The organism is Sporolactobacillus nakayamae, from assembly GCF_900113325.1.
In the GTDB taxonomy this organism is placed as follows: domain Bacteria; phylum Bacillota; class Bacilli; order Bacillales; family Sporolactobacillaceae; genus Sporolactobacillus; species Sporolactobacillus nakayamae.
In genome coordinates, this window is record NZ_FOOY01000008.1 from 18,486 (window position 1) to 44,810 (window position 26,325).

At 46.1% G+C, this 26,325-nt stretch carries 21 protein-coding genes; 3 read left to right on the forward strand and 18 right to left on the reverse strand.

Features of this window, described 5'->3' with window-relative positions:
* Positions 1-4: 4 nt before the first annotated feature.
* The 5 genes from BM003_RS06360 to BM003_RS06380 form a co-directional block, all read right to left on the reverse strand.
* Entirely contained in the window at positions 5-1,189 is a 1,185-nt protein-coding gene (locus BM003_RS06360; RefSeq protein ID WP_093671265.1) for a trans-sulfuration enzyme family protein, read from the reverse strand.
* Positions 1,190-1,518: 329 nt separating this feature from the next.
* Positions 1,519-2,649, reverse strand: a complete 1,131-nt coding sequence (locus BM003_RS06365) for a glycosyltransferase (protein WP_245734105.1) — start codon at positions 2,647-2,649, stop codon at positions 1,519-1,521.
* Positions 2,630-3,817 carry a glycosyltransferase family 4 protein gene (locus tag BM003_RS06370; RefSeq protein ID WP_093671267.1) on the reverse strand — a complete coding sequence of 396 codons (1,188 nt, stop codon included), beginning with the start codon at positions 3,815-3,817 and terminating at the stop codon, positions 2,630-2,632. The genes BM003_RS06365 and BM003_RS06370 overlap by 20 nt, the downstream gene beginning before the upstream one ends.
* A gap of 257 nt (positions 3,818-4,074) precedes the next feature.
* Positions 4,075-5,295 (reverse strand): peptidase U32 family protein, encoded by a 1,221-nt coding sequence (locus tag BM003_RS06375; RefSeq protein WP_093671269.1) that lies wholly within the window; start codon positions 5,293-5,295, stop codon positions 4,075-4,077.
* 24 nt (positions 5,296-5,319) lie between these two features.
* Entirely contained in the window at positions 5,320-6,228 is a 909-nt protein-coding gene (locus tag BM003_RS06380; RefSeq protein WP_093671505.1) for a peptidase U32 family protein, read from the reverse strand.
* A 198-nt stretch (positions 6,229-6,426) separates the two neighbouring features.
* Here BM003_RS06380 and BM003_RS06385 point away from each other — a divergent pair, with 198 nt between their 5' ends.
* The gene (locus BM003_RS06385; RefSeq protein WP_093671271.1) at positions 6,427-7,290 is read left to right on the forward strand and encodes an NAD(P)-dependent oxidoreductase; all 864 of its coding nucleotides are present in this window, start codon (positions 6,427-6,429) and stop codon (positions 7,288-7,290) included.
* A gap of 52 nt (positions 7,291-7,342) precedes the next feature.
* Here BM003_RS06385 and BM003_RS06390 read toward each other — a convergent pair whose 3' ends face one another.
* From BM003_RS06390 to BM003_RS06450, 13 genes are all read right to left on the reverse strand, one after another.
* Positions 7,343-7,807, reverse strand: coding sequence for a hypothetical protein (locus BM003_RS06390; RefSeq protein WP_093671273.1), 465 nt, complete (start codon positions 7,805-7,807; stop codon positions 7,343-7,345).
* A 3-nt stretch (positions 7,808-7,810) separates the two neighbouring features.
* Positions 7,811-8,767, reverse strand: coding sequence for a mannose-6-phosphate isomerase, class I (manA, locus tag BM003_RS06395; protein WP_093671275.1), 957 nt, complete (start codon positions 8,765-8,767; stop codon positions 7,811-7,813).
* Between the two features lie 264 nt (positions 8,768-9,031).
* Positions 9,032-10,489 carry an NCS1 family nucleobase:cation symporter-1 gene (locus BM003_RS06400; protein ID WP_177184671.1) on the reverse strand — a complete coding sequence of 486 codons (1,458 nt, stop codon included), beginning with the start codon at positions 10,487-10,489 and terminating at the stop codon, positions 9,032-9,034.
* A 670-nt stretch (positions 10,490-11,159) separates the two neighbouring features.
* Positions 11,160-12,512 carry an allantoinase AllB gene (allB, locus tag BM003_RS06405; RefSeq protein WP_093671277.1) on the reverse strand — a complete coding sequence of 451 codons (1,353 nt, stop codon included), beginning with the start codon at positions 12,510-12,512 and terminating at the stop codon, positions 11,160-11,162.
* 42 nt (positions 12,513-12,554) lie between these two features.
* Positions 12,555-13,799, reverse strand: a complete 1,245-nt coding sequence (locus tag BM003_RS06410; protein ID WP_177184672.1) for a pyridoxal-phosphate-dependent aminotransferase family protein — start codon at positions 13,797-13,799, stop codon at positions 12,555-12,557.
* 29 nt (positions 13,800-13,828) lie between these two features.
* A complete protein-coding gene (allC, locus tag BM003_RS06415) occupies positions 13,829-15,070 on the reverse strand; it encodes an allantoate deiminase (protein ID WP_093671279.1) in 1,242 nt (413 codons plus the stop codon).
* A gap of 132 nt (positions 15,071-15,202) precedes the next feature.
* Positions 15,203-16,858, reverse strand: a complete 1,656-nt coding sequence (locus BM003_RS06420; RefSeq protein ID WP_245734107.1) for a PucR family transcriptional regulator — start codon at positions 16,856-16,858, stop codon at positions 15,203-15,205.
* 153 nt (positions 16,859-17,011) lie between these two features.
* Positions 17,012-18,364 carry an allantoinase AllB gene (gene allB / locus BM003_RS06425; protein ID WP_093671281.1) on the reverse strand — a complete coding sequence of 451 codons (1,353 nt, stop codon included), beginning with the start codon at positions 18,362-18,364 and terminating at the stop codon, positions 17,012-17,014.
* Between the two features lie 16 nt (positions 18,365-18,380).
* Positions 18,381-19,433, reverse strand: coding sequence for an ABC transporter substrate-binding protein (locus BM003_RS06430; protein ID WP_093671283.1), 1,053 nt, complete (start codon positions 19,431-19,433; stop codon positions 18,381-18,383).
* A gap of 32 nt (positions 19,434-19,465) precedes the next feature.
* Positions 19,466-20,329, reverse strand: a complete 864-nt coding sequence (locus tag BM003_RS06435) for an ABC transporter permease (protein ID WP_093671285.1) — start codon at positions 20,327-20,329, stop codon at positions 19,466-19,468.
* Positions 20,330-20,375: 46 nt separating this feature from the next.
* Positions 20,376-21,122: an ABC transporter ATP-binding protein gene (locus BM003_RS06440; protein ID WP_245734109.1), complete on the reverse strand. Its 747-nt coding sequence runs from the start codon at positions 21,120-21,122 to the stop codon at positions 20,376-20,378.
* Between the two features lie 275 nt (positions 21,123-21,397).
* Positions 21,398-22,567: an amidase gene (locus BM003_RS06445; protein WP_093671287.1), complete on the reverse strand. Its 1,170-nt coding sequence runs from the start codon at positions 22,565-22,567 to the stop codon at positions 21,398-21,400.
* 129 nt (positions 22,568-22,696) lie between these two features.
* Complete coding sequence (locus BM003_RS06450; RefSeq protein WP_245734110.1) at positions 22,697-24,166, reverse strand: glycoside hydrolase family 32 protein; 1,470 nt, start codon at positions 24,164-24,166, stop codon at positions 22,697-22,699.
* Between the two features lie 306 nt (positions 24,167-24,472).
* On the opposite strand from BM003_RS06450, the gene BM003_RS06455 reads away from it, so the two are divergent.
* Positions 24,473-25,468, forward strand: coding sequence for an ATP-binding cassette domain-containing protein (locus BM003_RS06455; protein ID WP_093671289.1), 996 nt, complete (start codon positions 24,473-24,475; stop codon positions 25,466-25,468).
* On the forward strand, positions 25,465-26,286 hold the full coding sequence (locus BM003_RS06460) for an ABC transporter permease (protein ID WP_093671291.1): 822 nt from the start codon (positions 25,465-25,467) through the stop codon (positions 26,284-26,286). Before BM003_RS06455 ends, BM003_RS06460 begins: the two co-directional genes overlap by 4 nt.
* The last annotated feature ends 39 nt before the right edge of the window (positions 26,287-26,325 follow it).

The following is a 26,325-nucleotide window of genomic DNA, read 5'->3' on the forward strand; positions in this document are numbered from 1 at the left end:
TAGTTCACAAACCTACTTTTTCAAACGCTTGTGTTAAATCTTTAATAATATCATTCGCGCTCTCAAGTCCGACGCTGAAGCGCAGGAATCCGTGCTTGCGGAATTCCTCAGGATAGTAATTTATTCGTTCATCATCCGGACCGGTGTAGACGATTAAGCTCTCGTCATGTCCGATCGAAACGGCGGAGATGATGAGTTGCAATGCGTTCACAAAATCATTGTGACGCGCGACATCGCCGTCAATGCCAAAAGAGAGAACGCCGGAATATAAGCCGTGCATCTGTTTCTTAGCGATTGCATGTTGCGGATGGCTCTCAAGTCCCGGATAGGCAACGAATGTTACTCCAGGATAAGCTTCAAGAAATTGGGCGACCCTTAGCGCTGTTTCACTGTGTTGTTTCATGCGCAGGGGCAAAGTCACGATGCCGCGCGTGATCAGCCAAGCGTTGAATGGGCTGATTGCCCCGCCGATATTAACCATGGCTTCTCGTTTTATTTTATCAATCAGTTCGGTTTTTCCAATCACTGCCCCACCCATCGCGTCGCCATGTCCGTTTATGTACTTGGTTAGACTGTGAATCACTAGATCGGCGCCGAGCTCAAGTGGCCGCTGAATGAATGGTGAGGCAAACGTGCTGTCGACAGAAACAAGTGCTCCGGCTTCATGAGCCAATTCGGCAATCTCGGCGATATCGCTGACACGCGTTGTTGGATTCCCCGGAGTCTCCAAGTGGATTAATTTTGTATTCGGACGAATCGCTTTTCGCACCTCTTCCACATTCGAGGTATCCACGAGCGAAACTTCGACACCATATTTATCCGGGAAGTATTCGTGAAGCAGGCGGTAAACCGCGATGTAGGAAACATCCGTGCAGATCACATGCGCGTCCTGGTCAATAAAACTGAAGAACACACCTGCCAAAGCCGCAACGCCAGTGGCGAGCACAACGCAATCCTCGCCACCTTCAAGTGATGCAAGCCGTTCTTGCAGATAAAATTGGTTCGCCGATGTCGTTCGAGTGTAGATAATATTATTTGGATCACTCCAATTGAGTGTCGACGCGTCATCCGGAAGCCGATAGCTGTTCGCCATCGTGATCGGCCTGCGGATCGCACCTGTTTCCTTGTCAATGTCGTTGCCTACATGAATACAGCGTGTCACAAAATCTGAATTGCTGAAATCTGCCATGTGCTTGTCCTCCTTCACTACCGATTCCACCAAAGAATCTGGTCATCTTTTCCTATAAATCCATCGTATGAGCCATCTGTATAGAAGTCAACCCATTATTCATAGTATTCAACTATGTTTTTGTTATTTTTCTATCAACAGATCCCGCGTAATCCAGTTCATCGTAGACTGAGCCGCGTGTTAATCGTTTCTTCTATATGAAAGCTGAAGTATATACTTCTATGAAAACAGCCTCTGTCCTTCTCGAGGAAAAACCGCAAAAAAAAATAATGCACGTCATCTATTTTTCAATAGATTCGGCACATCAATTCGCTCTCACGTGCATCAATTTATAAGGTCAGTCCATGTTTTTCAACAGGCTCGCCTTTTCCCTTCACCGTTCGCGCACAGATTAATTCAGTCATCAGATAAGCAATCGTAGACTCGGCTCCCTGATTTTGATTGACACCCTGTTGTTCCAAACCATCACGTCCTCCTCCATCTGTTGCGTCCGCAACCGAAGCGTGCAGATCATTTGCCCCATAAAACCAATCGCGACATTTTTCCAAGATCCCAAGATATTTTTCAGGATCACTGAGTAAGCGAGCGGCTTGCTCGGCTGCGAGTGCCAGTTTCATCACTTCCAACGGTTGCTGATCCCACCTGCTGCACTGTTTCCGCGTGCACCACCCCTGATTGCCGATTGGATGAATCAGTCCGTCTGCCATCGTCATTTTTTCGATTAGAAAATCAAGCGATTCATTAGCGATGAGCAGGGCATCACTGTTTCCAGTTACTTGGAACGATTGAAAAAGCGCCCAAGGCAGTACGCCGTTGCCATAGGTCATGGCATGCTCAAACCATCGCCAATCGGTATCTGAATTTTGTTCAAACAGAGCCAGTAATTTCGCTTCAAAAGACTGAACACGCTCCGGTGCTTCTTGCCGAATAAAATTTTGGAACTCTGGAATCCCGCTCAATTCATTACTGCGGGCTAGAAGCAAACTTGCGGAAGAAAGCACATAGGCGATCCCGCGTGAATGGTTCATCGTATCCGCCGCTTGAAACGCTTTTTGGAAGAGCATCGCTGCGGCGAATCGACTGTCCGGATGAGGTTGAGTCAAACTGGCAACCGCGCAGGACCAAAGCGCGCGGCCAAGGCAGTCATCGGACGGCTGCTCCGCTTCCAGAGAACGATCATAGGCAAAATTATTATGGAAGTGACCGTCCGGCTGCTGCGCGTATTCGAGAAATGATAAATAGATCTCAGACAAACGAACCAGTTGGACTGGTTCCTCTGTCGTTGCCGGATCATCTGCCAAAAGCCGTTGCCATTCCGATACGAGCCAAAGTGCGCGGGCATTGTCATCCGTTGAGTAGCCTTCGCTGCGACGTGGAATGTTGCCTAATGCATGTTCAATGAGTCCGGTATCATCGGTCATCCGCCTCAAATGTGTCAACTTAATCTTGAATTCTGGCAATTGTGTCCACCCCGGATGACGGCAGTTTCATTGCTGCTTCCGCAAATAATTTATTATATTTTTTGCCGACTTGCGGCCAGCTCATCGATAATCCAACGTGTGCCATTTTTGTTTGATAGTCGGTGCGTAATGTATCGTTGAAAAGCAACGCATTCATTTTTTCCACCCAGCCGGCTTTATCCTCATAGGAAACAAACAGTTCTTCATAGCCCTTGAGCAGATCTTGAGCGTACCGGTACGGGGTCGTCAGCACCGGCCGACCAAGCCCAATCGCGTATGCCAACGTACCACTTGTAATCTGGTCAAGCCCTGGATAAGGCGTAATATACAGATCACATGCCGTAATGTAGCGAACGAGATCTTGCTCTGTCATGAACTCATCGATCATCTGCACATGATCTTCCAAATGAAGCTGACAGATCAGTGCTTTAAGTTCGTTACGATAAGATTCTCCTTCCTGCTTTTTCACATTCGGATGGGTCTGACCAATGATCACATAGAGCGCATTCGGTACTTTTTTTACAACTTCAGGAAGCGCGCACAGAACGGCTTCGATCCCTTTGTTGCGGCTTAGAAAACCAAAGGTCATAATCACTTTTCGGTTCGTCCAACCAATTTTCCCTCGGAAATCCGAGCGCTTTTTCATATCCGGAACGGGTGTACCGTGTGGAATGAACGCAATTTTATCTTCACAGATTTGGAAAGCGTTTTTTAAATAGGTGATGGCTTTGTGATTCATCACCACAATCCTGTCGCTGCGCGCGACCAATTCACGTTGAATGGATGCGTACGGCTCTTCGGGGTGTTTGAAGACGGTATGGAACGTGGTGACGAGCGGTTTCTTAAGTGTACGGACGAAATCGAGAATATATTCGCCCGCATTTCCTCCAAAAATACCAAATTCATGCTGCAACGAAACCGCTAAAACCGCGCTGCGATTCAACTGCTCTGCGATCCGCGTATAATCCGATCTGTTTTCCCGCTCAATGGCCCAACTTGAGAACGGATCTTCCGGATACAGTGTGTCCTTGTCTTTGATAATGACAACAGGATCTGCGAGAGAATCGCGTTTGGCTTTCTGCACATTCTGTCTCAAATGATATGTGTATGTGGCGATGCCACACTTCTGGGGTAAATACGTACTGACATAAGCTACCTGTTCACTCATATCGAAAATCGCACTCCTTCAAATTGAAATTCAATAGTGATACAGGAAAATATGGATTAGCACTCATGTAATGCGACTGCTAACACTAGCGTAGTCTTTTTTTTCGGAAAATTCAAGGGCATGGAGGCAACCCTATGATTGGGGACAGGCTCTATGCCGCTTCAGTCAACGGTATCCGGCAGTTCAAATATAATTTAAACACTAATTAAACCCCTCCGCTCACTTGTTGTGAACAAAGGGGTTTCTCAACAATTTATTTATTTTTTCCTCATCAGAAAATAGGGCTCAACAGGTGCGTCGACTGTCATCGTCACGGTCATCATCGGATTCGGGGCACGGTCAATCGGCTCTCCGTCCTCATCCCACAAATCGCGGACTGTTTGTTTGAAATGGGTAAAACCCGGTCCGTAAAATTCGACCTCTTCATCGACGCCAAAATTATTACGCTGCTCAAGTGTGGCGATATGCGTATCCGGATCATAATCCAGTACTTGGGCGGCGAATGTGTATTTCGGAATCGTACGCGGCTTGCCAAAGAGTTGTTCTTTCTCCGTCGGCACACCATAATAAAAACCGGTCGACAGATCACGCTGAGCGACTTTCCAGATTTCCTCGTCCCACGCGGGATCAAAGCTGAAATGCTCAGGATCGTCACAATAAGCGTCAACCGCGCTGCGATACACATTGGATACTGTTGAAACATAATGAATCGACTTCATGCGTCCTTCAATTTTGAGGCTGTTCACTCCGGCATCAATCATATCCGGCAGATGATGGAGCATTGACAGATCAACAGCGCTCATCGAAAACGGCTCGCCATCACGCAGGTGCGATTTTGCCTCACCGTTATCCATGTCAAACAGATCGTATTTCCAGCGGCAGGATTGAGCGCAGCCGCCTCTGTTCGCGTCACGATTCACCATATGATTGGAGAGTGTGCAGCGCCCGGAATAAGCGATGCACATCGCCCCATGGACAAAAGCCTCAATTTCAATATCTGTATGGCGCCTCATTTCACGAATTTCTTCAATGCCTACTTCTCTAGCAAGTACCACCCGCTCAAGTCCTATACTCTTCCAGAACTCAAGTGTTTTGTAGTTAGTCGCCGATGCCTGTGTCGACAGATGAATCGGGAGACCGGGAGCGGCATTGAAACAGACAACAATAAGTGCGGGATCCGAAATGATGACCGCATCCACACCAATTGATTTCAGTGTCTTGAAAAAGTCGTCCGCGCCCCGAGCGTCGCCCTCATGTGTCACCATGTTGGCTGCGACAAATACCTTGGCTCCTCGGTCGTGGGCAAATGCCACGCCTTCCGTCATTTCCTCATAGGAGAAATTTCCGGCGCGTGATCTCAGTCCGAATGCTTGTCCACCAATGTACACCGCATCCGCTCCATAGCGGATCGCCATTTTCAACTTTTCCAAATTACCTGCCGGAGCCAGTACTTCCGGCTTATTTTCAATCTTTTTCATCAAATTTCTCCTTCACCCATGCGATTAGTGAACGTCCTCAGGACTTTTCAAATAAAATCCGGTTCCGAGCGGCCGTTGCTCAGGTTGAATCTTGGCTAGCCGGTTGCAGAAGCTCTCCGCTATAAATGTCCCCGCCTCAATCGATCGCCGCGCCTCGTCAAAAAGAGCAACTATTTGCACGAATTGATTGCCATGACACAGTACGCCATCGAGTTTCCAAGTATCAAGTCCGTTTTCAACCATCAATTTCAGCTGGCCCATCAATGACAAATCTTCAGTCGAAAAAATATGCGTTCCTTCCTCATCCTCAACGATTGGATACTGGCTATTCTCATTCTTGGGATCGCGCAAGTAGAGCTCGCTGGCTTTTTCAGCCTGAGCCGTCCCACCTGTATAATTAAAATAATTGGTTAAGAGCGGACGCCCGGACTGATGAATACAGGTCGGCCCATAGACCTGAACCTCAATCGGCTGTTTCAGCATCTTCTGCATGGTGATCAATTCTTTTAACGTCAATTCTCGGGCAGCGACTGCGCCGCACGCCCCTTGTCCAGCCCAAAATGCGAGCTGCTCCGCCGACGTAGCCAAGGTTCCGCCATCATAGATAAATTGCAGAGGAAAACCAAGCTCTTTAAGGACAAAAATTGCGCCGGGATCACCAATGGAGAGTGTATCTACGTCAAGCTCCGCTAGTTTGGATAAATATGGAGTTAATTTTTTAATTTGCTCGTTGTGCATCAGCGCGTTGCATGCCACAGTCACCTTTTTCTCACGTTGATGAGCAAGCTTGGTGATTTGGCCGATTTGTTCTAAATCAAGTGACTCCGGCAGCCGCAGCCCAAATGGGTGTCCACCCACATAAAGCCTGTCCGCACCGTTGTCAAGCAGCGCTTTCGCCTGTTCGTACGATTCTGCAGTAGCAATGATTTCAATCAAAATAATACCTCCGTATCAAGCATTCCGTATCGTTCATTATATCACGATCCCCCTTATAGCAACCCTTGATATAAGGCAATTTAATGTGTATCGGTAAAAATGTGTGCTATTCTGACTGTAGGAATTGGATACAGACATTAGTTCTAAAATAAGCGCCGAATCGCAACTGTTCGGCGCACTTAAGGAGCGACACAGATGATTGGATTTATTGGTATCGGTATCATGGGCAGCCGGATGGCGGGCCGATTGCTCGATGCAGGGTATGATTTGATCATTTACAACCGTACCCAGTCGAAAGCCAAACCACTTATTGACAAGGGCGCGCAATGGGCGAACTCACCGCAGGAGGTTGGTGAGCAAGCATCGATCATAGTCACGATGCTGGCAAATCCTCAGGCGGTTGACGCTGTCGCCTATGGCGGCAACGGACTGCTTGCGGGAATGAAATCCGGCGCGCTTTGGATCGACAGCAGCACGATCAGCCCAACCCAATCGGCAAAACTAGCGGGCGCCGCAAAGCAGGAAGGCATTCGCTTTTTGGACGCACCGGTTGCCGGTTCAACCGGACCCGCTGAGAAAGGCGAATTGATTTTCTTTGTCGGCGGTGACGAAGCGGATCTTGCAGAAGCGTGGCCGCTGCTCGATGTGATGGGAAAAGAAGTGCATCATAAAGGGCCAAATGGCACCGGAACAGCAATGAAGCTTGTCAACAACTTGATGCTTGGACAAACCGTTGCCGCTTTCTCCGAGGCGGTCGCTTTTGGTGAAAGTCTTGGTTTGGACAAAACCGGCGTGATCAAATCGCTTTTCGCCGGTCCAACTGCCGCGCCGATTCTTCATTTCAAAGAAAACAAAATAATGAAGGAAGATTTCGAGAATGCCGATTTTAAAGTGAACAGTATCTATAAAGATATGGAACTCGCTTCCGAGGAAGCCTACGCGCATGGTTTTGCGCTGCCCCTGTCAAATTTGGTTAAAGCGATGTACGGCCTATGCCAGCAGCAAGGCAAAGGTGACTACGATTTTGCGACCATCTATGATTTTCTGAAGAAAAAATAAATCAATAGATGCAAAAACTGGAGTGGGAGATTATCTCTCGCTCCAGTTTTTATTAGACACAGCTGCGTCTTTTCCGCCATTTTTTACTGACGGCATGCTTCTTTCGATCTCCGCTTGATTTCAACGTGAGCTGCAGTGACGCTCGTTTTATTTTTTCTTTTAAATCGAGCATAGGCTCAGGATCAATCAATACCTTCACATGATGCTTTTTAGCAATCTCGGCAGCTTGAAGCGCTACGCCGACAACCGCATCCTGCAGCAGCAAAACAGCGCTGCAACGCGAAATGACTTTCTCGGCAACTGTCCAATTTTTCTTCTCATTTTCATCGTCAATCCCATTAAAAAAGAGAACGCGCGCGTCACCTTGACTGCTCAGGCTGATCATTGATTTCTTTTTTCTGCGTCGTAATTTGGGCTTGACTTGCTCAGGGACCGCTGAGGCTGCTTGACTTGGAAAATCGTGAGTACATGACGCACCGATCACTAAAATAGTCGGTTTTTTACGCTTGGCGCCCATTAATTATACCGGATTCGAAACGATCAAATCCGCGGTTCCAAAGATTTGCAGTGTTTGAACGTCCGCCGGTACAACAAGGTGATCGCCTTTTTTCAAATCATAGCTTGAGCCTTCAATTTGAAGCTTTCCTTTACCATCAAGCACACTTACTAGCAGGAACGGCCAGTTTTTCTTAATCGGTTCCGTATGGCCGCGTACTTCCCAGTGAGAAACAGTAAATAGGCTCTCCCGTAATAGTTCCGTGAATTTCGCTTCTGCTTCCTGATGCACATGATAAGTTAATTCAGGATCGACATGCGGACAATTCGCGACGTCAATTGATTGCTGAATATGCAGTTCGCGTGGTTTTCCGTCCGCTCCCGGTCTGTCATAGTCATAGACGCGATAGGTGGTGTCCGAGCTTTGTTGTGTCTCAAGAATCAAGCAGCCGCCGCAAATCGCGTGTATGGTCCCGCTCGGCACATAGAAAAAGTCGCCTGGTTTTACCTTTACACGACGCAGCAGGCTGTCCCATTTTTTCTCGGCAACGGCCTTGCGAAATTCTTCTCGCGTTTGAGCCGTATGACCGTACACAATTTCTGAGTCCGCATCACAGTCAATAATGTACCAGCATTCCGTTTTGCCGAATGGCACATGTTCCTTAGCCTGCGCATAAGCGTCATCCGGGTGAACTTGCACGGAAAGATCTGTGCGTGCGTCAAGAATTTTGGTTAGCAGCGGGAAATCATCTCCGGCATAATTGTCGAATAACTCTCGGTGCCCCGACCATGCGTCGGCTAGTGTTTGCCCTGCGAGCGGACCGTTCTTGATCACAGCCGGACCGTTCGGATGTGCCGAAATCCCCCAGCATTCGCCGGTTGTCTCGCTCGGTATGGTATACCCGAACAAGTCGCGCAACCGCGTGCCGCCCCATATTTTATCGTGAAGCGCCGGCTCTAGAAAAAGTGGTGTTTTATCCATCTGTAATCGTCCCCCGTTCTGTTCAATCCTCCTTTATTATACCATGCTTTTCTGATACAAAATGGTTGCGCTTTACTTTAGCAGTAAATCAGGCTTTCCCGCGATGCCTCAGCCTGGCTTTCCTTTTTCTCAGCAACCAATGACTTGCGAATTTCAAGAAGCAGACTTACATAGATTTCGCACAAATAAAAAAACATGAGTAAGCAGCTGCTCGCTCATGTTTTTTGTCCTATCTATTTATCTGAAAATCAGGAATTTTTTCCCTTACTCTGCTCCAGAAAATTCAGCACCTGCGGCAACTTGTTCGCTGCGCATCATAACACCGTATACAGCCCCGGTAATGAGCACACCGATCGGCCATGAGAACGCGGCGACAGCTGAAAATACGGGAATGAGTGCCAAAGGAACCGTGATAATGATTCCCACAATGAATGCGACGAACGCTTTTACATGGTACCCGTTCTTATACCAGTATTCACTCTTCTTCTCTTCATACAATGCTTGCACGTTGATCTTACCGCGCTTAATTAAATAATAGTCGACAATAATAATGGCGAAGATCGGTCCGAGAAAAGCGCCGAGTCCGCCGAGGAAATAGTTGACGGCAACCGGATTGCTGTACACTTGCCACGGCATCACAACGATTGAGAGAATCGATGTAATCATCGCTCCGCGGCGAAAATTGATATGTTTCGGTGCCAGATTAGCAAAGTCATAGGCTGGAGATACAAGATTAGCGACAATATTCACTCCCATTGTGGCAATAATAAAGACGATTGCGCCCACAACAAGGAAAAACGGATTGCTCACACGCTGAATGAGGAGAACCGGATCCGTGATCGCTTTTCCAAATACAGTAATGGTTCCGGCTGTCACAACAACAGAAGCCAGTGAAAAGGCGGTAAAGTTAACGGGCAGCCCCCAGAAATTCCCTCGTTTCGTCGTCTTCACTGAAGGTGAAAAGCGAGTAAAGTCACTGACGTTCAGAATGATTGTTGAGAAATAAGCGATAACAAGTGAAATCGCACTGAAAAATTGAATAACTGCCTGTCCTGAAGAAATTTTCACAGGGCTGACACCGATATTTATTTTTCCACCTGCCTTAATCGCGATCCAAACGATTAAGATCAGCATCATCAGATAAACAACCGGACCACAGAAGTTATCAAATTTACGTATGAATTCCATCCCATAATTAAATACAACGAACTGCAGCAGCCAAAGGAAAAGAAAATCGATCCATCCAGGAAGCGAAAGTCCGAGGAATGTGTAGCCCATCATCGATTTCATGTCCGGAAAGATAAGTAAAAGGATTGCGACAACGGCAACGGATGAAAGGTACGTCTGAATTCCATACCAAAAGATGGCGATGAATCCGCGAATCAATGCAGGCACGTTCCCGCCGAATACACCGAATGAAATGCGCGACAGAACCGGATAAGGCACACCAAGTTTGGTTCCAGCCACACCGGTCATATTCGCAAGGTACATGACAACAAAAGCGCCAATGATTTCGGCAACCAGAACTTCCCAACCGCTCAATCCAAGAAAAAATAAGCCGGCAGCAAAAGTATAGGTACCGATACTGTGTACATCAGACATCCACATCGACAATAAGCTGTAGGTCGTCCAGCGTCTTTCCTTGGCAGGAGCCAGATCTTCGTTATACAGACGTGAACTCGGTTCCGTGATCGTCCCTTTAAAAATTTCATGTGAACCCATACGTATACCCTCCGTTATCCAGAATATTTTGATATTAGCAAACAAGTTGACGAACGCATCATCAGCCGTCTCTTCTTCGCGCGCCTAATCCCTTTTAAAGAGACGAGCAAAGAATGTTTCTTTAAATCACAAATGATGTTAAAAAATATTACAAATATTATATTAAAATGCATTCCAATGTTTGTCATTAGCCATAATGAATAAAAAAGTAATTCTTCTTTGTACTCATTCACCTATTCCCTTTAAACCATGTCATATTTTATCACACGATAAAGCAGTAGAAAAACCGGGCAAAAAGCGCCCGGTCCTTAATTCAGTATTGCGGAGTAAAATAAGCGGAGATTTTCCGGTTATGTGCATCATGGCGCTTGTTTCACAGGTACATAAGGGTAATTTTTCCGCTTATTCACAGAAAAACCCTCCATTTTCACGTTTTTCAATTCGATAAGCGGAATTTCTCCGTCTATTTAAGCAATTTTTTCATTCATTTTCTAAATAAGCGGAATTTTTCCGCTTATTTCTCAGATTGGGCGGCTTACCTAATCGCCCAACCGAGTCTTATGACCTTATCGTCGTACCGGCAAGGCAAAGTCTGATACTTTCTTAAGCTGTAAAAAGACCGTGCACAGTTGATACACGGTCCATTCATTATTTATAGGAGTTTATACGGTTACTTTTCGGGGCAAAGCCACTTTCCGGCAGCTGCACCATTGATGCCATCTGTCTTAGAAAAGACAACCGTCCCCCGATTAATCGTCGTCTGTATGCTTGAAGGGAAAACATGGCCCTCGTACAGGCTGAATTTATTTTTCTGATAGAGTTTGTCTTTGGTCACCTGTTCAGGGACATCCAGCGCAACAATTACAAGATCCGCATCGGCACCTTCGCGGATTTCTCCCTTTCGTGACGTAAGACGGAAGCGTTCTGCCGGAAGCTTCGCCGTCCAATCCGCCACTTTAGTAAGCGGGAGATGGTGGGCTAAAGCGATCTCAATCGCGCTTAATAGCGAAAATTGACCACCGCTAATCCCGCCCCATGCAGAAAATATACTGTCTGTTTGTTTGTCTATCCACTCGCATGGCGAATGGTCTGAAGAGAGCATGTCAATCTGTCCCCGAATCAGAAGATCAACTAAGCCGCTCCGTTCCGTTTCTGCACGAAGTGGGGGCGCGCATTTACCCACAACGCCGATCCTGCGAAAATCCTCATGACTGTAAAGTAAATAGTGCGGGCAGGTTTCCAGCGTAACATCCTGCCCTCTTTTTTTAGCGGCTTGAATCAACGCAACAGCCTCGACCGTACTGATATGAACAAAATGCAGTGGGCAGCCGGTCAGCTCAGCATATGTTAATGCTCGCGAAACTGCCTCAGTTTCTGCTTGGACCGGTCGGGATTCCGCATAGTCATCATATCCTGTTAACCCGCTAACTTCTTTTTCCTTTTGAAGAAACGTGACGAGCGGTGCACTTTCTGAATGAAGCGCGAGCACCGATCCGGTTTTCGCAATGCGTTTCATTCCTTCAAGAAGCGACTCATCATCAACAGAATGAAAATAGGGATTTCCTGAAGGAGATAAAAAAGCTTTAAATCCGATTGCACCAGCATCAGCCAGATCAGCTAAGTCATCCAGATTCTCCGGGACAAGTCCGCCCCAAAGGCCAAAATCAATATGTGACTTTGCTTCACCAATCGCCACTTTATCAATAAACGCCTCTTTAGTAACCGTTGATGGAACACCATTAAGCGGCATATCAAAAAAAGTGGTACAGCCGCCCGCGGCAAGCATCGCCGATCCGGTTTCGAAGCCTTCCCAATTCGCTCGGCCAGGCTCATCAAAATGAACATGAACATCAATCATTCCAGGAAAAATTGTTTTTCCTTCAGCATCAATGATCTGTTTTGCCTGCTCGCTCAGTGATTCGCCAAGATACGCAATTTTTCCATTTAAAACGCCGACATTGAGCCGTTTCACTTCATTCGAGAGCACAACATCACCATTTTTGATCAGCAAATCATAAGGCACAGCCTTCATCTCCCTTAAAATGAAAACAATCCGAACTGTTATTTAATCCGCTGCCTCATCATAAACATCCATCGCCGCCTGCAGCCCTTCTCCGCGATTGACGGAGACACCGCAACGAATCAACGAAGCTTCCAATCCGGCAAGAACCGTGAGCACATTATCCTTGCGGCAGCCGTAGCCCATTGTACCGATTCGCCAAATCTTCCCTTGAAGAGAGCCGAATGAGCCGGCAATTTCAATACCAAATTGAGTCAACAATACATTTCGTACCTCATCTGCATTCGCGCCTTCAGGAACCGACACGCAGGTGACTGTCGGCATTTTGCAATCCGGATCTCCGAACAAGTCAAGTCCCATGGCTTCAATGCCTGCCGCCAACGCTTTTTCATTTAATTTGTGCCGTGCAAAACGCTTCGCCAGCCCTTCATCCAAAACAATCCGCAGCCCCTCATGCAGCGCGTATTCCATTGATGTCGCCTCAGTATGATGATTCAGCCTGCGTTCGCTCCAATAGTCCTGAAGCTGACTCAAGTCAAAATAATTGCTTCGGATCGGGCTGACGGCAGCTGCCTGTTGATCTGACTCGGTCGCAATTCCACGCTCAACCTTCTTCCTGCTCAAAATCACGTGTTCCACTCGTTCGTTGTATGTGATCGGCGTTATTCCAGATGGTACGGAAAGACATTTTTGCGCGCCGCCGATCACCGCGTCAAGGCACCATTCATCAGCGCGGACATCGGCACCGCCGAACGTCGCCACACTATCGACGACGAGCAGCGCATTCAATTCTCGGCATGCATGGCCGATTTCAGACAGAGGCTGCATCCGTCCGGTCGACGTTTCCCCGTGAACCAGTGCTACGACTTTAGGTTGAACCTTCTTGATTTCCGCAATGACGTCCTGCGGATCAAAAACCGTTCCCCACGGGCAGGTCATCGTATGAATTTCCGCGCCGTAACGCTCACCGATTTCAACAAACAAATCGCCAAAACGACCATAGATCGGGACAAGCATCCGATCCCCCGGTTCTATGAGACTAGCAATGACCGCCTCAAGTCCGGCCCGCGAGGTTCCATCAATCGGATAAGCCCACTGGTTTTTTGTTTGAAAAGCCTCGCGCAGCATAGCCATTACTTCGTTCATGACCTGCGTAAACGCCGGATCGAACTGCCCGAGAATCGGCATCGACATCGCGCGCAGCACGCGCGGATCAACCTCAACCGGTCCCGGAGTCATAATTTTACGCGGAGGTACTTTTAGCATGCGTTGTTCCATCGTTGTTTCCATAGTTCCACTCTTTTCCGCAAGTAAATGATTTAATAAGCCATTTCACGCAAAATTTTCATCAGCATACGTACACCGGTTTCCAAATCTTCCAGCTTCGTAAATTCCTTAGGCGAATGACTGATGCCATTGTGACTGGGTACAAACATCATCGCCGTTGGACAGTAGGTGCCGAAGATCTGCGAATCATGGCCCGCACCGCTCACCATTGTTTTAAATGGAATGCCTGCCTTCCGCGCAAGCGACACATGGCGCTGTGTCATGGCCGGATCCATCTTCACCGGTGCATCATCAAGCCATGTTTTACTATCCAGATCAACAGACTCTTTTTCCGCAATCAACCGGAATTTCTCAAGCTCTTTCGTGCAGAAATCATGGAGAACATCATATTCATGATGACGGACATCGAGTGCAAACGTGCAACCGCCTGGAATAACGTTCCCGACATTAGGCTGGATGCTTATCTGGCCCACCGTAGCCACAAGTCCGTTGTTCTGCTCTTTCGCGTGACTAATGACATCGGAAATCATTTGCGATGCGGCGTACAGAGCATCCCGGCGACCGGTCATAGGCGTCGTTCCCGCATGATTGCTCTCTCCGGAAAGGTGAATAATCATGCGTTTCATTCCAACAATGTGACTGACCGGCGCCCACGCCAAATGCTCACGCTCCAGGATCTGTCCCTGCTCGATATGCGTTTCCAAAAAACAGGCGATATCCTCGCGTCTTGCCGCCGGATATTTGCCTTGACCGAATCCCATTAGGCGCATGGCAGCCTCAAGCGTCACGCCCTGTCCATCCGTCACTGTAGTGGCGTCGCTCAATTGATAGCGTCCGGTGATCGATCCGGATCCCCAAAAGGCTAAGTGAAATCGACTGCCTTCTTCTTCGCAAAGCGCGACAGTTTCGATTGTTTTTTTGGGCGCGCCATATTCTTGCTTCAGTCTGCTGACCGCAATCATCGCCGCAAGTACGCCAAAGGCTCCGTCATATTTTCCTCCGTCAACAACTGTATCAATATGCGATCCTGTAAGAATCACACGATCACGTTCTTCTGTTCCTTCCACTCTTCCAAAAACATTACCGACATCATCAAAGCGAGCGGATAACCCCATTTCTTCCATTTTCTGCTTTACAGCGGTTTGCGCTTTCAGCCATGAATCGCTATAAAGCAAGCGTGTCACACCGCCATTGTCGGTTCGTCCAATCTGCCCTAACCAATTGATTCGTTCAGCGATCTCTTCCGTTAACGGCGCTGAGGTTCGAAAAGCCATCTGACGAGCCCTCTTTCTATGTGAAGTTACGTAACATGTATCGAACAGCTTCATTTTAGCAAATTTTTAAAATGCGACCATTGACACAATCTCTATTTTTTTCATCAAAGTTCAGTTAAACTGCACAATTACTCATTGCGAGTAATCCATTTCATTTGATTCATCAAGGAGCGACTTTAAGCGAAACGCGAAACGAATCAAGAAACCCGTCTCAGGATCCTTCAAATCCGTACCGAGAAGCTGTTCGCATTTATCAATTCGGTAGATGACGGTGTTCCGATGAATAAATAATTTCTTAGCTGTCTCGGATATCTGACAATTCGACTCAAAAAAGACAATGAGCGTATGGAATAGTTCCTTATCCTCTTCCCTCTCTGGAAACGCCAACCCTTGAAACGTTTCACGATATAGCTTGTTCAAATCATCCAATGGCACCATGCGCAACAGGTCGGAAAAACCTTTGGAATGATAGATTTGAATAAATTTGCGACGCCCAGAACGCAAGCCCGATTGCAACGCATCGACCGCTGACTGATACGCCCGCGACAAGTCGGAGAGATCCACACAAAGATTACTAAATCCGAAAGAAATAGTTTCAGAAAAAAATTGTTCCACTCGTTTCTGAACTCTGCTCAGGTAAGGCAAGAGCCGCCGCGGACCATCGACCCATCCTTCCCCTACGACAAACAAGCAAATACAGAAACTATCTTTCACAAAAAAGTAGCCGTTAAAAGGCAAATTTTCCATTTCTCCTTCGATAAACTCGCTGACCTCATTCGTTTTCATTCTGAACTTTGTAAAACTCGTCCGGCTGTCGTCAAGATCAAGCTTCCCAACAACGACAATCATCTTCTGCTCATTGGACATGCCAAACTCGCGCGCACGATTAATGATTCCATCCTTGGATGTAAACTCTCCTGTGACAAGCTTCGATAAGTAGGCGTCGCGAATTTTCCGTTCGCTCTGCTTTAATGCCTCATCCTTCATGAGTTCGAAGGCAAGAACATTGGCCGCCTGCTCAATAGTCAGTACCATGATTCGTTCTTCTTGTGGGACGAATCCTTCTATAATTAAAAAATGACGCTTCGTTTTATACGTATAGAGAGGGAACAAGGTAAACGCTTGGTGCGATTTTGTGACGCAAAATGCATTATAAGGTTCCTTCATTTGTGCAAAGGATGAACCGACCTGCCTGAGTATGTGAAAACGATCCGCTCCATCTTTTTCACTCGCATCACTTGAAACCGCAATTGGTTTAAAAAACGTATCCAGAAGAGCAGCAGGACAACCGATAATTTTCGACAAATCCTGTAAAAGTCGCGCAACGCCCTCTCCGCTCATAATGTGATTAGAAAATTGCTGATGCGTATCAATGGCAAGCTGCAGTTCTTCCGTGCGCGCGTGAAGAATCGAGGTCAGTGTTTGATTAACGATATCAACCAGAGGGATGCGATTTGGAATATAGATCAAGGGGAAGTTAATCCGATCGGCAAGTTCGATTACTTCATTCGGTATCCCATTCATGAATCGATCCGTTTTAATACCGAGTGCTGCGCAGCCCTTCATTGCCATTTTTTCGACAAGCTCAAGAAAGAAGTCACTCCGATTTTGCAAATGGTATCCAGAAGTAACGAGCCAGTCATTTGGCTTCAAATAATCAATAATATCCGGTGCGTCCATCATATTGATGTTGCGAATTTCCCTTTCTCCGCCTTTTTCTCCTGCAATCCATTTAAATCCTTTGAAAACGGGTTCGAAAAAAATATCGCGCACTTTCAAAATGAACACTCCAACCCACATCCTTGTTACTCATCATTGAACCATTTTTCGAATGTTTTGTCGATTGCATGTCAAAAAAGGGTTATCAAAACAATTTGATTAGCAGAAAAAACGCGCCTTATTTACACGATCAAAGACGCGTTTAGTTTCTATGAATGCTCATCAACGTTCTCTTCTAAGCAGCTTGCCTTCTCCAGACTTCCCAACCACCGTTCTGTTTTCTGTAATCACTTGACCACGCAAAATTGTACAGATGGGCAGCCCCACTCCTTTATAGCCAATAAAGGCGGATTGCTTATTTAAATAGGCTAACTGATCTTCTTTGATCTCCCACTCTATTTTGGGATCAACAAGAACAAAGTCAGCATCATATCCTGGGGTTAGTTCGCCCTTTCGCTTACTAATGCCAAAGACTTCTGCAGGATTTCGAGACATCATTCTTGAGAGGATGGTTGGGGACCATCCTCTTTTCTTTATTTCGTGAAACATAACCTGCAAACTTGTCTGGACGCCACTAATCCCGCCCCATGCTTTAAAGGAACCTTCAGTTTCCGACTTCTCCTTCGGCGCACAGGGAGAATGGTCACTCGCGATTAAATCTAACGTACCGTCCTTCACATAATCCCAAAGACTCTCACTTGCCTCTTTACTTCTTAACGGAGGTGCGCATTTAAAATACATCCCTTTTTCAAGAAACTGTTTCGTATTGAAAACCAAGTAGTGCGGACACGTTTCAGCAGTAATCGGAACGCCTTCATACTTTGCGCGCTTGATGGCTTCAGCTACCAACGGATGTGACACATGGCAAATGTGCACGCGTGTGCCGATTTCACGTGACAGTTCGATGATTGATTGTACAGCAATTAATTCAGCAACCACAGGTCGAGCCTGTAAGTAGTCTTCTCGCGATGTTTTCCCTTTCCTAACAGCAGTTGTTTCATTATAAGAAATGATGCCAAAGTCTTCACAATGAAAACCGGCAAGTCCATTAAATTCTTTGATGATTTCTAGTCCTTTTCGGACTCTGCCATAATCAAGCGACGTATAATCGTTTGATACAGGAGCGAGGAATGATTTAAACGATGTCACTCCGCACTCATTTAATTCTCTGAGCTTGTCAAGATTGTCATTAATCATTCCGCCCCAGAATGCATAATCGATATATGCCTTTTTCTTTAACAACTGATGTTTTCGTTCAAAAATGGTTTGATCCGTTAATGCCGGTTCATTTTGAAGCGGCATATCGACAACCGTTGTTATTCCACCAAGCGCAGCAGCCTGCGTCGCATGAGAAAAATCTTCACGCCATTCAAAGCCAGGATCATTAAAATGCACATGTGCGTCAATCAGTCCTGGGAAAAGAAAGGCATGATCAGCATCAATGACTGAATGTGCAAGTTCGGTCGTATCCGCTGGCAGCAGCGCTCCGATCTTTTCCCCGCTCACCGCAACACTGCCTGAAAACATACGCTCCGCTGTAACAATGTTTGCGTTTTTTATGATTAAATCAAACAAAGAGGGTCACTCCCGTTTATTCATTTACTTCAATTAATTTGTTGCCCACTTTTTTTAGCAAACTGGTTGAGGAATAACTGTTTAATGCCGGTACTTCTTTAATGTTTTTATTTGCCTTCATAAAATTCCCCATAACACTCGCACTGTCTGTAAAATCTTTGTTCCAAGCCATCGAATAATTATTTTTTGCCATGATTCTTTTTGCATCGCTCGTTGAAATTTTAATCTTTTTCGCAACTATTTCTGCAGCTTCATCCGGATGTTCATTAATAAATGCTGTAGCTTTATTTAACGCACGCAAAAATTTCACTGCTTGATCCGGATGCTCTTTATAAAACGTATCAGACACAGCCACGGTCATATAAAAGTTGAGCCAATTAACATCGCCTTGTTTATCTGGCAAATATGACTTCTTACCCGTAAACAGTATCTTTCCGCCGGCAGCAACAGCTTTTCCTACCCAAGGCTCCCATACGGCTATAGCGTCCACATTACCTTTTTCAAGAGCAGTCAACTGATCGGCGGCTTGTAGATTGACAAATTTGATTTTGTTGTAATCGACACCGAGTTCCTTGCACATACTCTGGATCGCGATGATGACTCCGGATCCGGTTGTGGCCCCAATTTTCAAATTTTCGAGATCTTTAGCAGACTTTATTTTCAAACCTTTGCGTGCGACAACACTTTGTGTGTTCCCAGCATTAGCGAGCGGAGCAATTAATTTTGCGTTGACACCATTCGCCGCTACCGAAATATTATTGTAAATGGAGCCGAAAATCACTTGGGCGCTGCCGCTTGAAATAAGCGAAGCGTTCTGATCCGGACCAGCCATAAGATGGTTTTTAACCGCTAAGCCCTCTTCTTTAAAATAGCCTTTTTCTTGAGCGATGATTTGTTGTCCGGAAACTTGCGGATCAAGTTCGCCATACGCTTGAATGACATTTGATTTATTACTTGATGAATTTTCCGATTTAGTTGACGATGAAGAGCATCCCGCCGTAAACACAGAGATTACGAGCAGCAATACAGCTACCAAGACGAATGATTTACGCTTCATAAATGATTTCATTGTTTGTGATTTCCTCTTTTCATGTTTTTATTTTAACGTTCAACCGCGCTTTGAATTCCATCCTTTCTCCACCGAAATAGAACAGATTCCAAAAAGAGCAACATATAATTAAAGAGCGTATAGAGCAAGCCGATCAGCATACACGACATAAACATGTCATCTAACTTAAACCAGTTTCTTGCATTCACAATAATAAAACCAAGTCCTTCACTTGATCCCATCATCTCAGCAACAATTAACGCACCAAAAGCAAGAGCAAGACTGATTCGCATTCCGACAAAAACATTGGGAAGTGCTGCCCTTAAAATAACGCGGGTAAAGATTTGATAACGTGTTGCTCCTAACGTCATTGCGCTTCGGATCCATGTAGGATTGACATTTTTGATACCATCCATCGTATAAGTTGATACGGGTAAAAAAGTCGCATAGGCAATCAACATAACCTTCGACAGTTCACTAATTCCAAACCAAATCATAAAGATTGGAAGAAAAGCGAACACGGGAATAGGACCCAGCATGTTGAGCACAGGACTAATCAAATCGTTTGATAATCTTGATTGACTCATCACAATGCCAAGAAGAACACCGAAGAGCGAGCCAAGCGCAAATCCGGCCAACACTCGAGTGACGCTGGCTCCGATCGCTTGAATCAGCATCCCGTCGAGCAGATAGCCCCATGTTGTATGTAGAACAATCATTGGCGACGGAAAAAATTGAGGATTGAACCAAATAAAATATGCATTCATAGCACTGAAAAATTGCCAGAGCAAAAAGAATACGATTAATGAAAGCGCCTGAACATATTTTGAATGATTCTTTCGACTTGCACGTTTACCAGACGGCATTGGTTTATTGACGACAGCTTGGATTGGGCTTTGCGTCAGTTCATCAATCATTGTGTCACCCCTAGTAGTTCTTATGATTCACACGATAATCAGCATATCAATCCATGACAAGTTCATTTTGTTCAAACAATACTTTTTCGAATTTCTTTGTATAGTCAATGAACTGAGATGCATGAACGGAGCGCGGACGCTCCATTTCAATTTTTTCATCCATACAAATACTGCCTTCTTTTAATACAATGACTCGATCTGCCAAGTAGACAGCCTCAGCAATGCTATGGGTAATAAATATGACTGTTTTTTTCGTCTCTTTCCAAATTCGCAGTATTTCAATTCTCATCTTTTCTCGAGTCATCGCATCAAGTGCGCCAAGGGGCTCATCCATCAAAAGCAGCTGCGGATTCGTAGCGAGCGCTCTTGCAATACCGACTCTCTGAGCCATGCCGCCGGATAGGCTGGAAGGATACGTTTTTTCATAGCCTTCAAGACCTACCATTCTAATCAAGCGTTTTGCGATACGATAGGCATCCTTATTTTTTAACGCTTTAGGGCCAAATGCGACATTATCTAAGATGTTATACCACGGAAACAGACCATGATCTTGAAACACAACGCCTCTTTGTGCCGAAGGTTTTGAAACAAGCTGTCCGTTGACGCTTATTTCACCCTTATCCGGTTTAATAAATCCCGCCAGCAAGTTTAACAAGGTCGATTTGCCACAACCGCTGTGACCGAGCACACAAACAAATTCGTTTTCATTGATCTGAAAGCTCACATCATTTAGAACGTAGCTTCCGGAGTCACCATATGATTTAAAAAGATGATTCACATTAACGAACGGCACTTTTTTACCTCCTTTGGTTTAATTTTCCTTTTCAATTTTCATCACTCATATTCCTTGCTAATTATCTAACAAATCATAAATTAATAATAATTCTAATAGTATGGGCATGTCATTATACATAACATACAAAATATGAATATAATATTGTGTAACTTAAACATACATATAGTGTTAAATATTTTAACGATCGGTGACATTAAAAAAGCCCATGAGCCAGCAGATCATTCATTCACTGCATACTCATAAGGCTTTATAATTATTTAGTATCAATAATGTTAGAAATAGTTTTTGATATATTGGAGCAGCTTTCTGTCCGTTGCATAACCTGAAACAAGGGACAAACCAATTGGACGGCCATGGTCATTGAGTGGAATGGTCACTTGCGGCAACCCAGACACGCCAGCAATACAGGTTAGTTTCATCGTTCGGGCACGTACTTTTTCGCTCTCTTCAAAACTAGCATCGCGCTTCGGTGCCGGTCCGTATGTAGTTGGAATGATCAGTACACCATCCGTGCCGAGAAACGCACGGATTTTTTCAGTAAACTGTTGTTTTAATTGTGAGGCGTGATGATAAGCTGCGTCCTTTTTCATTTTTGAAGCTGCTATAAAGCGTCCGCCAACATCTTTCGCAAAGTGTGGATGATACTGTTCAATCCACTCTCCATGCGACTGCCAAGCTTCATAACCTTGTAAGATCCGAAAGGTTTCCGCAAGCTCAGCGGGCGTTGCTTCTGGAAGAGAAGCGGTTTCTAATTGCCCAGACAAAAAGTGTTCCTTGATAAACGCATGCAATGCTCCTTGAGCAGACTCGGAATCAACTTGATCCCAAGCTTCGCTTAAAAGGTAGAAGCGCTGAAAGGGTGCCGTGGATTCTGATTCAGGAAGCAGACATTTGCCCACCCGTTCGAGAACATCTGCATCCCGAGCCATCCAGCCAACTGTGTCAAAGCTTGGCGCAAGTGGAACAACACCTTCCAAGGATACGAGACCATGCGACGGACGAATGCCAAACAAGCCGCAATATGCGGACGGTATGCGGACTGAACCGCCTGTATCGGTACCAATTGCAAAGTCGACCGCTCCGGATGATACGGCAACCGTTGAGCCGCTTGACGATCCACCTGAGAAGGCATCAGGTACACGCGGATTAATCGTCGGCGGATAATGGATATTGTCTCCCTTGAGACTGTACATTAGTTCATCCGTTACCGTCATGCCGCGCAAACTTGCTCCTTGATCCAACAGCCGATGAATAACCGGTGCATGCGCCTCTGCTGCCGAATGTGTTGTTTTCCAAAGCGGATTGCCCGCGCTGTTCACATGCCCTTTAACAGCAAAAATATCCTTGGCCGCGAACACCAACTCATTGAGCCGCCCGTTGCCTGTAGGCAGCACGTTCATCCCATCTCGTGTAAAAGCACCGAATGTTTCGTGTATGTCCATAATCAAGCCTCCTCAAAACAAAAAAAATCCATTATTATCAGAATAATAGAAAACAGACAACTTGTCATGATCTAAAATGAACAAACATGGCTGATTTTGATGGATAAAACGCACAGTATCTATTAATCTTTATTTTTCATTCCAAATGTCTTTGAGCGACCAAGACCTCAGATTTTGCACCTGTGCGCCGCCACCGCGAGCAAATAACTGCACGCCATGATTTTGTTCTCTCGGATAGATTCTGCTGGTCATGACTTTCTCGCCATCATTCACAAATATTTCCACTGAGGAACGATCCAAATAGATTCTGAATTTGAGAGTATCATGCTCAGGGAGTTTGGTACGCCGCGTGCCGCCTGGTCCGGCACCACCTTTTGATCGGTCCAGTGTCAGGACGCGACTCGCGGTTTCATACTGAATCACCGTCTCCTCTGTCTCTCCGCAGCGCAACTTAATGCCAAACTGATTAGCGTCCGATTTCTTGAGATCAAATAGCATCTCAAGCTCCATAAGTTCTTCGTTTAGTCGATGGAATGAACGGTTTTCTGAAATCAACAGTTCGCTCTCATGGACAAGCTCTCTTTTGCGGAGCTGCGTCAATTCAGGCACCGGGGTCATACGAATTTTACCATTCTCACTAAGATGCAGTTCGCGCGGCAAGGTCAGTGCGCCTGCCCATCCCTCAGCTTGTTCGGGCATAGGTGAGTCCCACATGTCCATCCAGCCAATCACAATTCGTCTGCCGGAGTTATCTTGAAAGGACTGTGCCGCGTAAAAGTCGTGCCCGTTATCCAATTCGGTAAAATCTCCGTAGTCGAATTGCATATGCTCATAATCAAAGTTCCCAACAAAGTAGCCGGTTTGATGCAAATTTTGATATAGATCACCATCGGGTTCAATGCCTTGTGGTGAAATCATGAGTATATGCTTACCACCAAGCGCAAAGAAATCCGGGCATTCCCACATATAACCCAATTTCCCGTCACTTTGTGCGAGGACACCGAGATAGGTCCAATTTTTCAGATTGCTCGAACGATACAGGACTACTTTTCCAATATGATCCTTGCATGTCCCGGCAATTAAATAGAAATGATCGCCTCTCCGCCACACCTTTGGATCGCGAAAATCACCAGATCCTTCTTTTGGATGTGTGCCAATTATTGGATTATCCGGAGACTTTTCAAAATTGATCCCATCCCTGCTCGCAGCAAGACATTGAACTTGGTCGGAACTCTTTTTTGCAGCGTCAGCATAGCGATGCCCGGTATAGATTAAGCACACCTCACCTTCTTTTTCAATAGCGCTCCCAGAGAAACAACCGTCGCGATCACATGCGTCGCCAGGAGTTAGCGCGATGGGATAATGTTTCCAATTCACGAGATCACGACTCGCGACATGTCCCCAATGCATCGGCCCCCATTCAACACCATTTGGGTAATGCTGAAAAAAAACATGGTACATCCCTTTGTATTGTACAAGTCCATTGGGATCGTTTATCCATCCGGATGGTGCCATAATGTGATAGCCGAACCGCCATCTCCCCTTTCTTCGCGCTTCTCTATCAATCTCTCCGTTCATCCTGTGATGATCAAAAGCCATAATCTCACTCCATTTCGTTTCAATAAATATGTGCTTACTATTGTGGGATTTGTCAATCGGTTGACAATGTGAATACACTTACTTCTCATATAATTATGCACACGTGTATCAGATATCGCTAGCTGATTTTACACTTCCCAATAATTTTCAATCACAAAAGAATGTATAGTCTGTTTCCTCAAGAGCTCATATTCGCTTTTATCCAAAAAGTTTCATACAATTGACACATATTACGTTTTTTATGAACTTAGTGATAACAGGGTGTAGAAGTTTTTACGCATTAATCCCATACAATCGGAGGAAAAAATGAACAACGATTTGGACGCTCACAATCAGCCGCTCGCCATTAAAGCGACCGGTTTAGTCAAACGTTTTGGAAAACACCGCGCGGTAGACGGCATTGATTTAGCCATTCCGCAAGGCACGGTCTATGGTTTTCTCGGTCCAAACGGCGCCGGAAAAACGACAACGATGAAAATGCTGGCCACCTTACTGAAGCCTGACGAGGGCAGTGCCCAAATTATGGGCCACGATCTGTTAAAAGAACCGGATGCCGTGCGTACATGTGTCAGTCTCACCGGACAGTTCGCTTCGGTTGATGAAGACTTAAACGGAATCGAAAATTTGATTCTGATCGCGCGACTGATGGGTTACCCTTCACGATCCGCGAAAAAAAGGGCTGCTGAACTTCTGGACGCATTCGGGTTACAAGACGCCGCAAAACGACAAGTAAAAAAATATTCAGGCGGTATGAGACGACGTCTGGATATTGCGGCCAGCATGATTGTACGGCCCGATCTGCTTTTCTTGGACGAACCGACAACTGGGCTTGATCCGCGCAGCCGCAATCAAATTTGGGATATTGTGCGCGCACTCGTCACGACCGGTACAACCGTGCTGCTGACCACGCAGTATCTGGATGAAGCCGATCAACTTGCTGACCGGATCGCTGTCATCGATCATGGGAAAATTATCGCAGAAGGAACGAGCGGTGAACTCAAAGCTTCCGTCGGATCCGGCGTGCTTCACGTTCGACTTCTTGATCCATCGACGCGTGCCCAGGCGCAGCAGCTTCTCTCAGATGCGCTCAAAACGAAGGTGCGTCTATCCTCAGACTCTGCCACACTTTCTGCGCAGCTAACAGGAACAAAGGCCGCATCAAAAGCACTCGCCGCGCTCGACGCAAATCAAATTGACGTCAGTGAGTTCTCGCTCGGTCAGCCGAGCCTTGATGAAGTGTTCCTAACGTTAACCGGTAAACCGGCAGAAAATGAAACGCAGAAAGAAGGTGCGAAGTCATGAGTGAAGAGCAGAATATGGCTAAAATGCGTGCCGCACTGGTTGAGCAAGTACGTCCGCCGCGTCCAAACGGAATAGCGACATCGCTCACCTTCGCTTGGCGCGCACTGTTGAAAATAAAATACGTACCGGAGCAGCTGCTCGACGTCACTTTTTTCCCAGTAATGTTTACGCTAATGTTTACCTATTTATTCGGTGGCGCGCTCGCCGGATCAACAAGCGAGTACTTGCAGTTCTTAATACCCGGCATTCTGGTACAGACGGTCATCTTTACCACGGTATATACCGGTGTTTCTCTGAATGATGATGTCTCCAAAGGAACATTCGACCGTTTTCGATCACTCCCTATTTGGAGCCCGTCGCCCTTGGTCGGCGCACTGATCGCAGATGCAGTACGTTACACCATTGCTTCAATTATTGTCATCGTCTTGGGGCTGATTCTTGGATTCCGGCCGACGGGAAGTATTCTTGAGATTGTCGCAAGTATCGTTCTTGTGCTGATCTTTGCGTTCAGCCTCTCTTGGATTTTCACAGTAATCGGGCTCATCCTACAAACATCGAAAGCGGTGATGGGCATCAGCATGACATTTCTATTTCCGGTCACGTTTGCCAGCAATATTTTTGTTGATCCGGCGACGATGCCCGGCTGGCTGCGCGCGGCGGTCAACGCCAATCCGGTATCGATGCTAACCACCGCCATCCGCGGTTTAATGGGCGGTCGCGCTGCAGTTGCCGAAATCATCTGGGTACTCATTGCCTCGGCAGTACTGATTCTCATATTTTCACCAGCCACCATGTATCTTTATCGAAACAAGCGATAATGAAGCAGCAAAAAGGATGCGAAGCTATTTTTGAGCTCG

Bases quoted from the DNA above. Each gene is read 5' to 3' on its own strand.
- BM003_RS06435 (WP_093671285.1), bottom strand. From the start codon at position 20,329: ATGATTGATGAACTGACGCAAAGCCCAATCCAAGCTGTCGTCAATAAA.
- BM003_RS06375 (WP_093671269.1), bottom strand. From the start codon at position 5,295: ATGAAAAAGATTGAAAATAAGCCGGAAGTACTGGCTCCGGCAGGTAAT.
- BM003_RS06400 (WP_177184671.1), bottom strand. From the start codon at position 10,489: ATGGGTTCACATGAAATTTTTAAAGGGACGATCACGGAACCGAGTTCA.
- BM003_RS06450 (WP_245734110.1), bottom strand. From the start codon at position 24,166: ATGGCTTTTGATCATCACAGGATGAACGGAGAGATTGATAGAGAAGCG.
- BM003_RS06360 (WP_093671265.1), bottom strand. From the start codon at position 1,189: ATGGCAGATTTCAGCAATTCAGATTTTGTGACACGCTGTATTCATGTA.
- BM003_RS06445 (WP_093671287.1), bottom strand. From the start codon at position 22,567: ATGGACATACACGAAACATTCGGTGCTTTTACACGAGATGGGATGAAC.
- BM003_RS06370 (WP_093671267.1), bottom strand. From the start codon at position 3,817: ATGAGTGAACAGGTAGCTTATGTCAGTACGTATTTACCCCAGAAGTGT.
- BM003_RS06455 (WP_093671289.1), top strand. From the start codon at position 24,473: ATGAACAACGATTTGGACGCTCACAATCAGCCGCTCGCCATTAAAGCG.
- BM003_RS06410 (WP_177184672.1), bottom strand. From the start codon at position 13,799: ATGGAAACAACGATGGAACAACGCATGCTAAAAGTACCTCCGCGTAAA.
- manA (WP_093671275.1), bottom strand. From the start codon at position 8,767: ATGGATAAAACACCACTTTTTCTAGAGCCGGCGCTTCACGATAAAATA.
- BM003_RS06430 (WP_093671283.1), bottom strand. From the start codon at position 19,433: ATGAAATCATTTATGAAGCGTAAATCATTCGTCTTGGTAGCTGTATTG.
- allC (WP_093671279.1), bottom strand. From the start codon at position 15,070: ATGGCTTTTCGAACCTCAGCGCCGTTAACGGAAGAGATCGCTGAACGA.
- BM003_RS06385 (WP_093671271.1), top strand. From the start codon at position 6,427: ATGATTGGATTTATTGGTATCGGTATCATGGGCAGCCGGATGGCGGGC.
- BM003_RS06390 (WP_093671273.1), bottom strand. From the start codon at position 7,807: ATGGGCGCCAAGCGTAAAAAACCGACTATTTTAGTGATCGGTGCGTCA.
- BM003_RS06460 (WP_093671291.1), top strand. From the start codon at position 25,465: ATGAGTGAAGAGCAGAATATGGCTAAAATGCGTGCCGCACTGGTTGAG.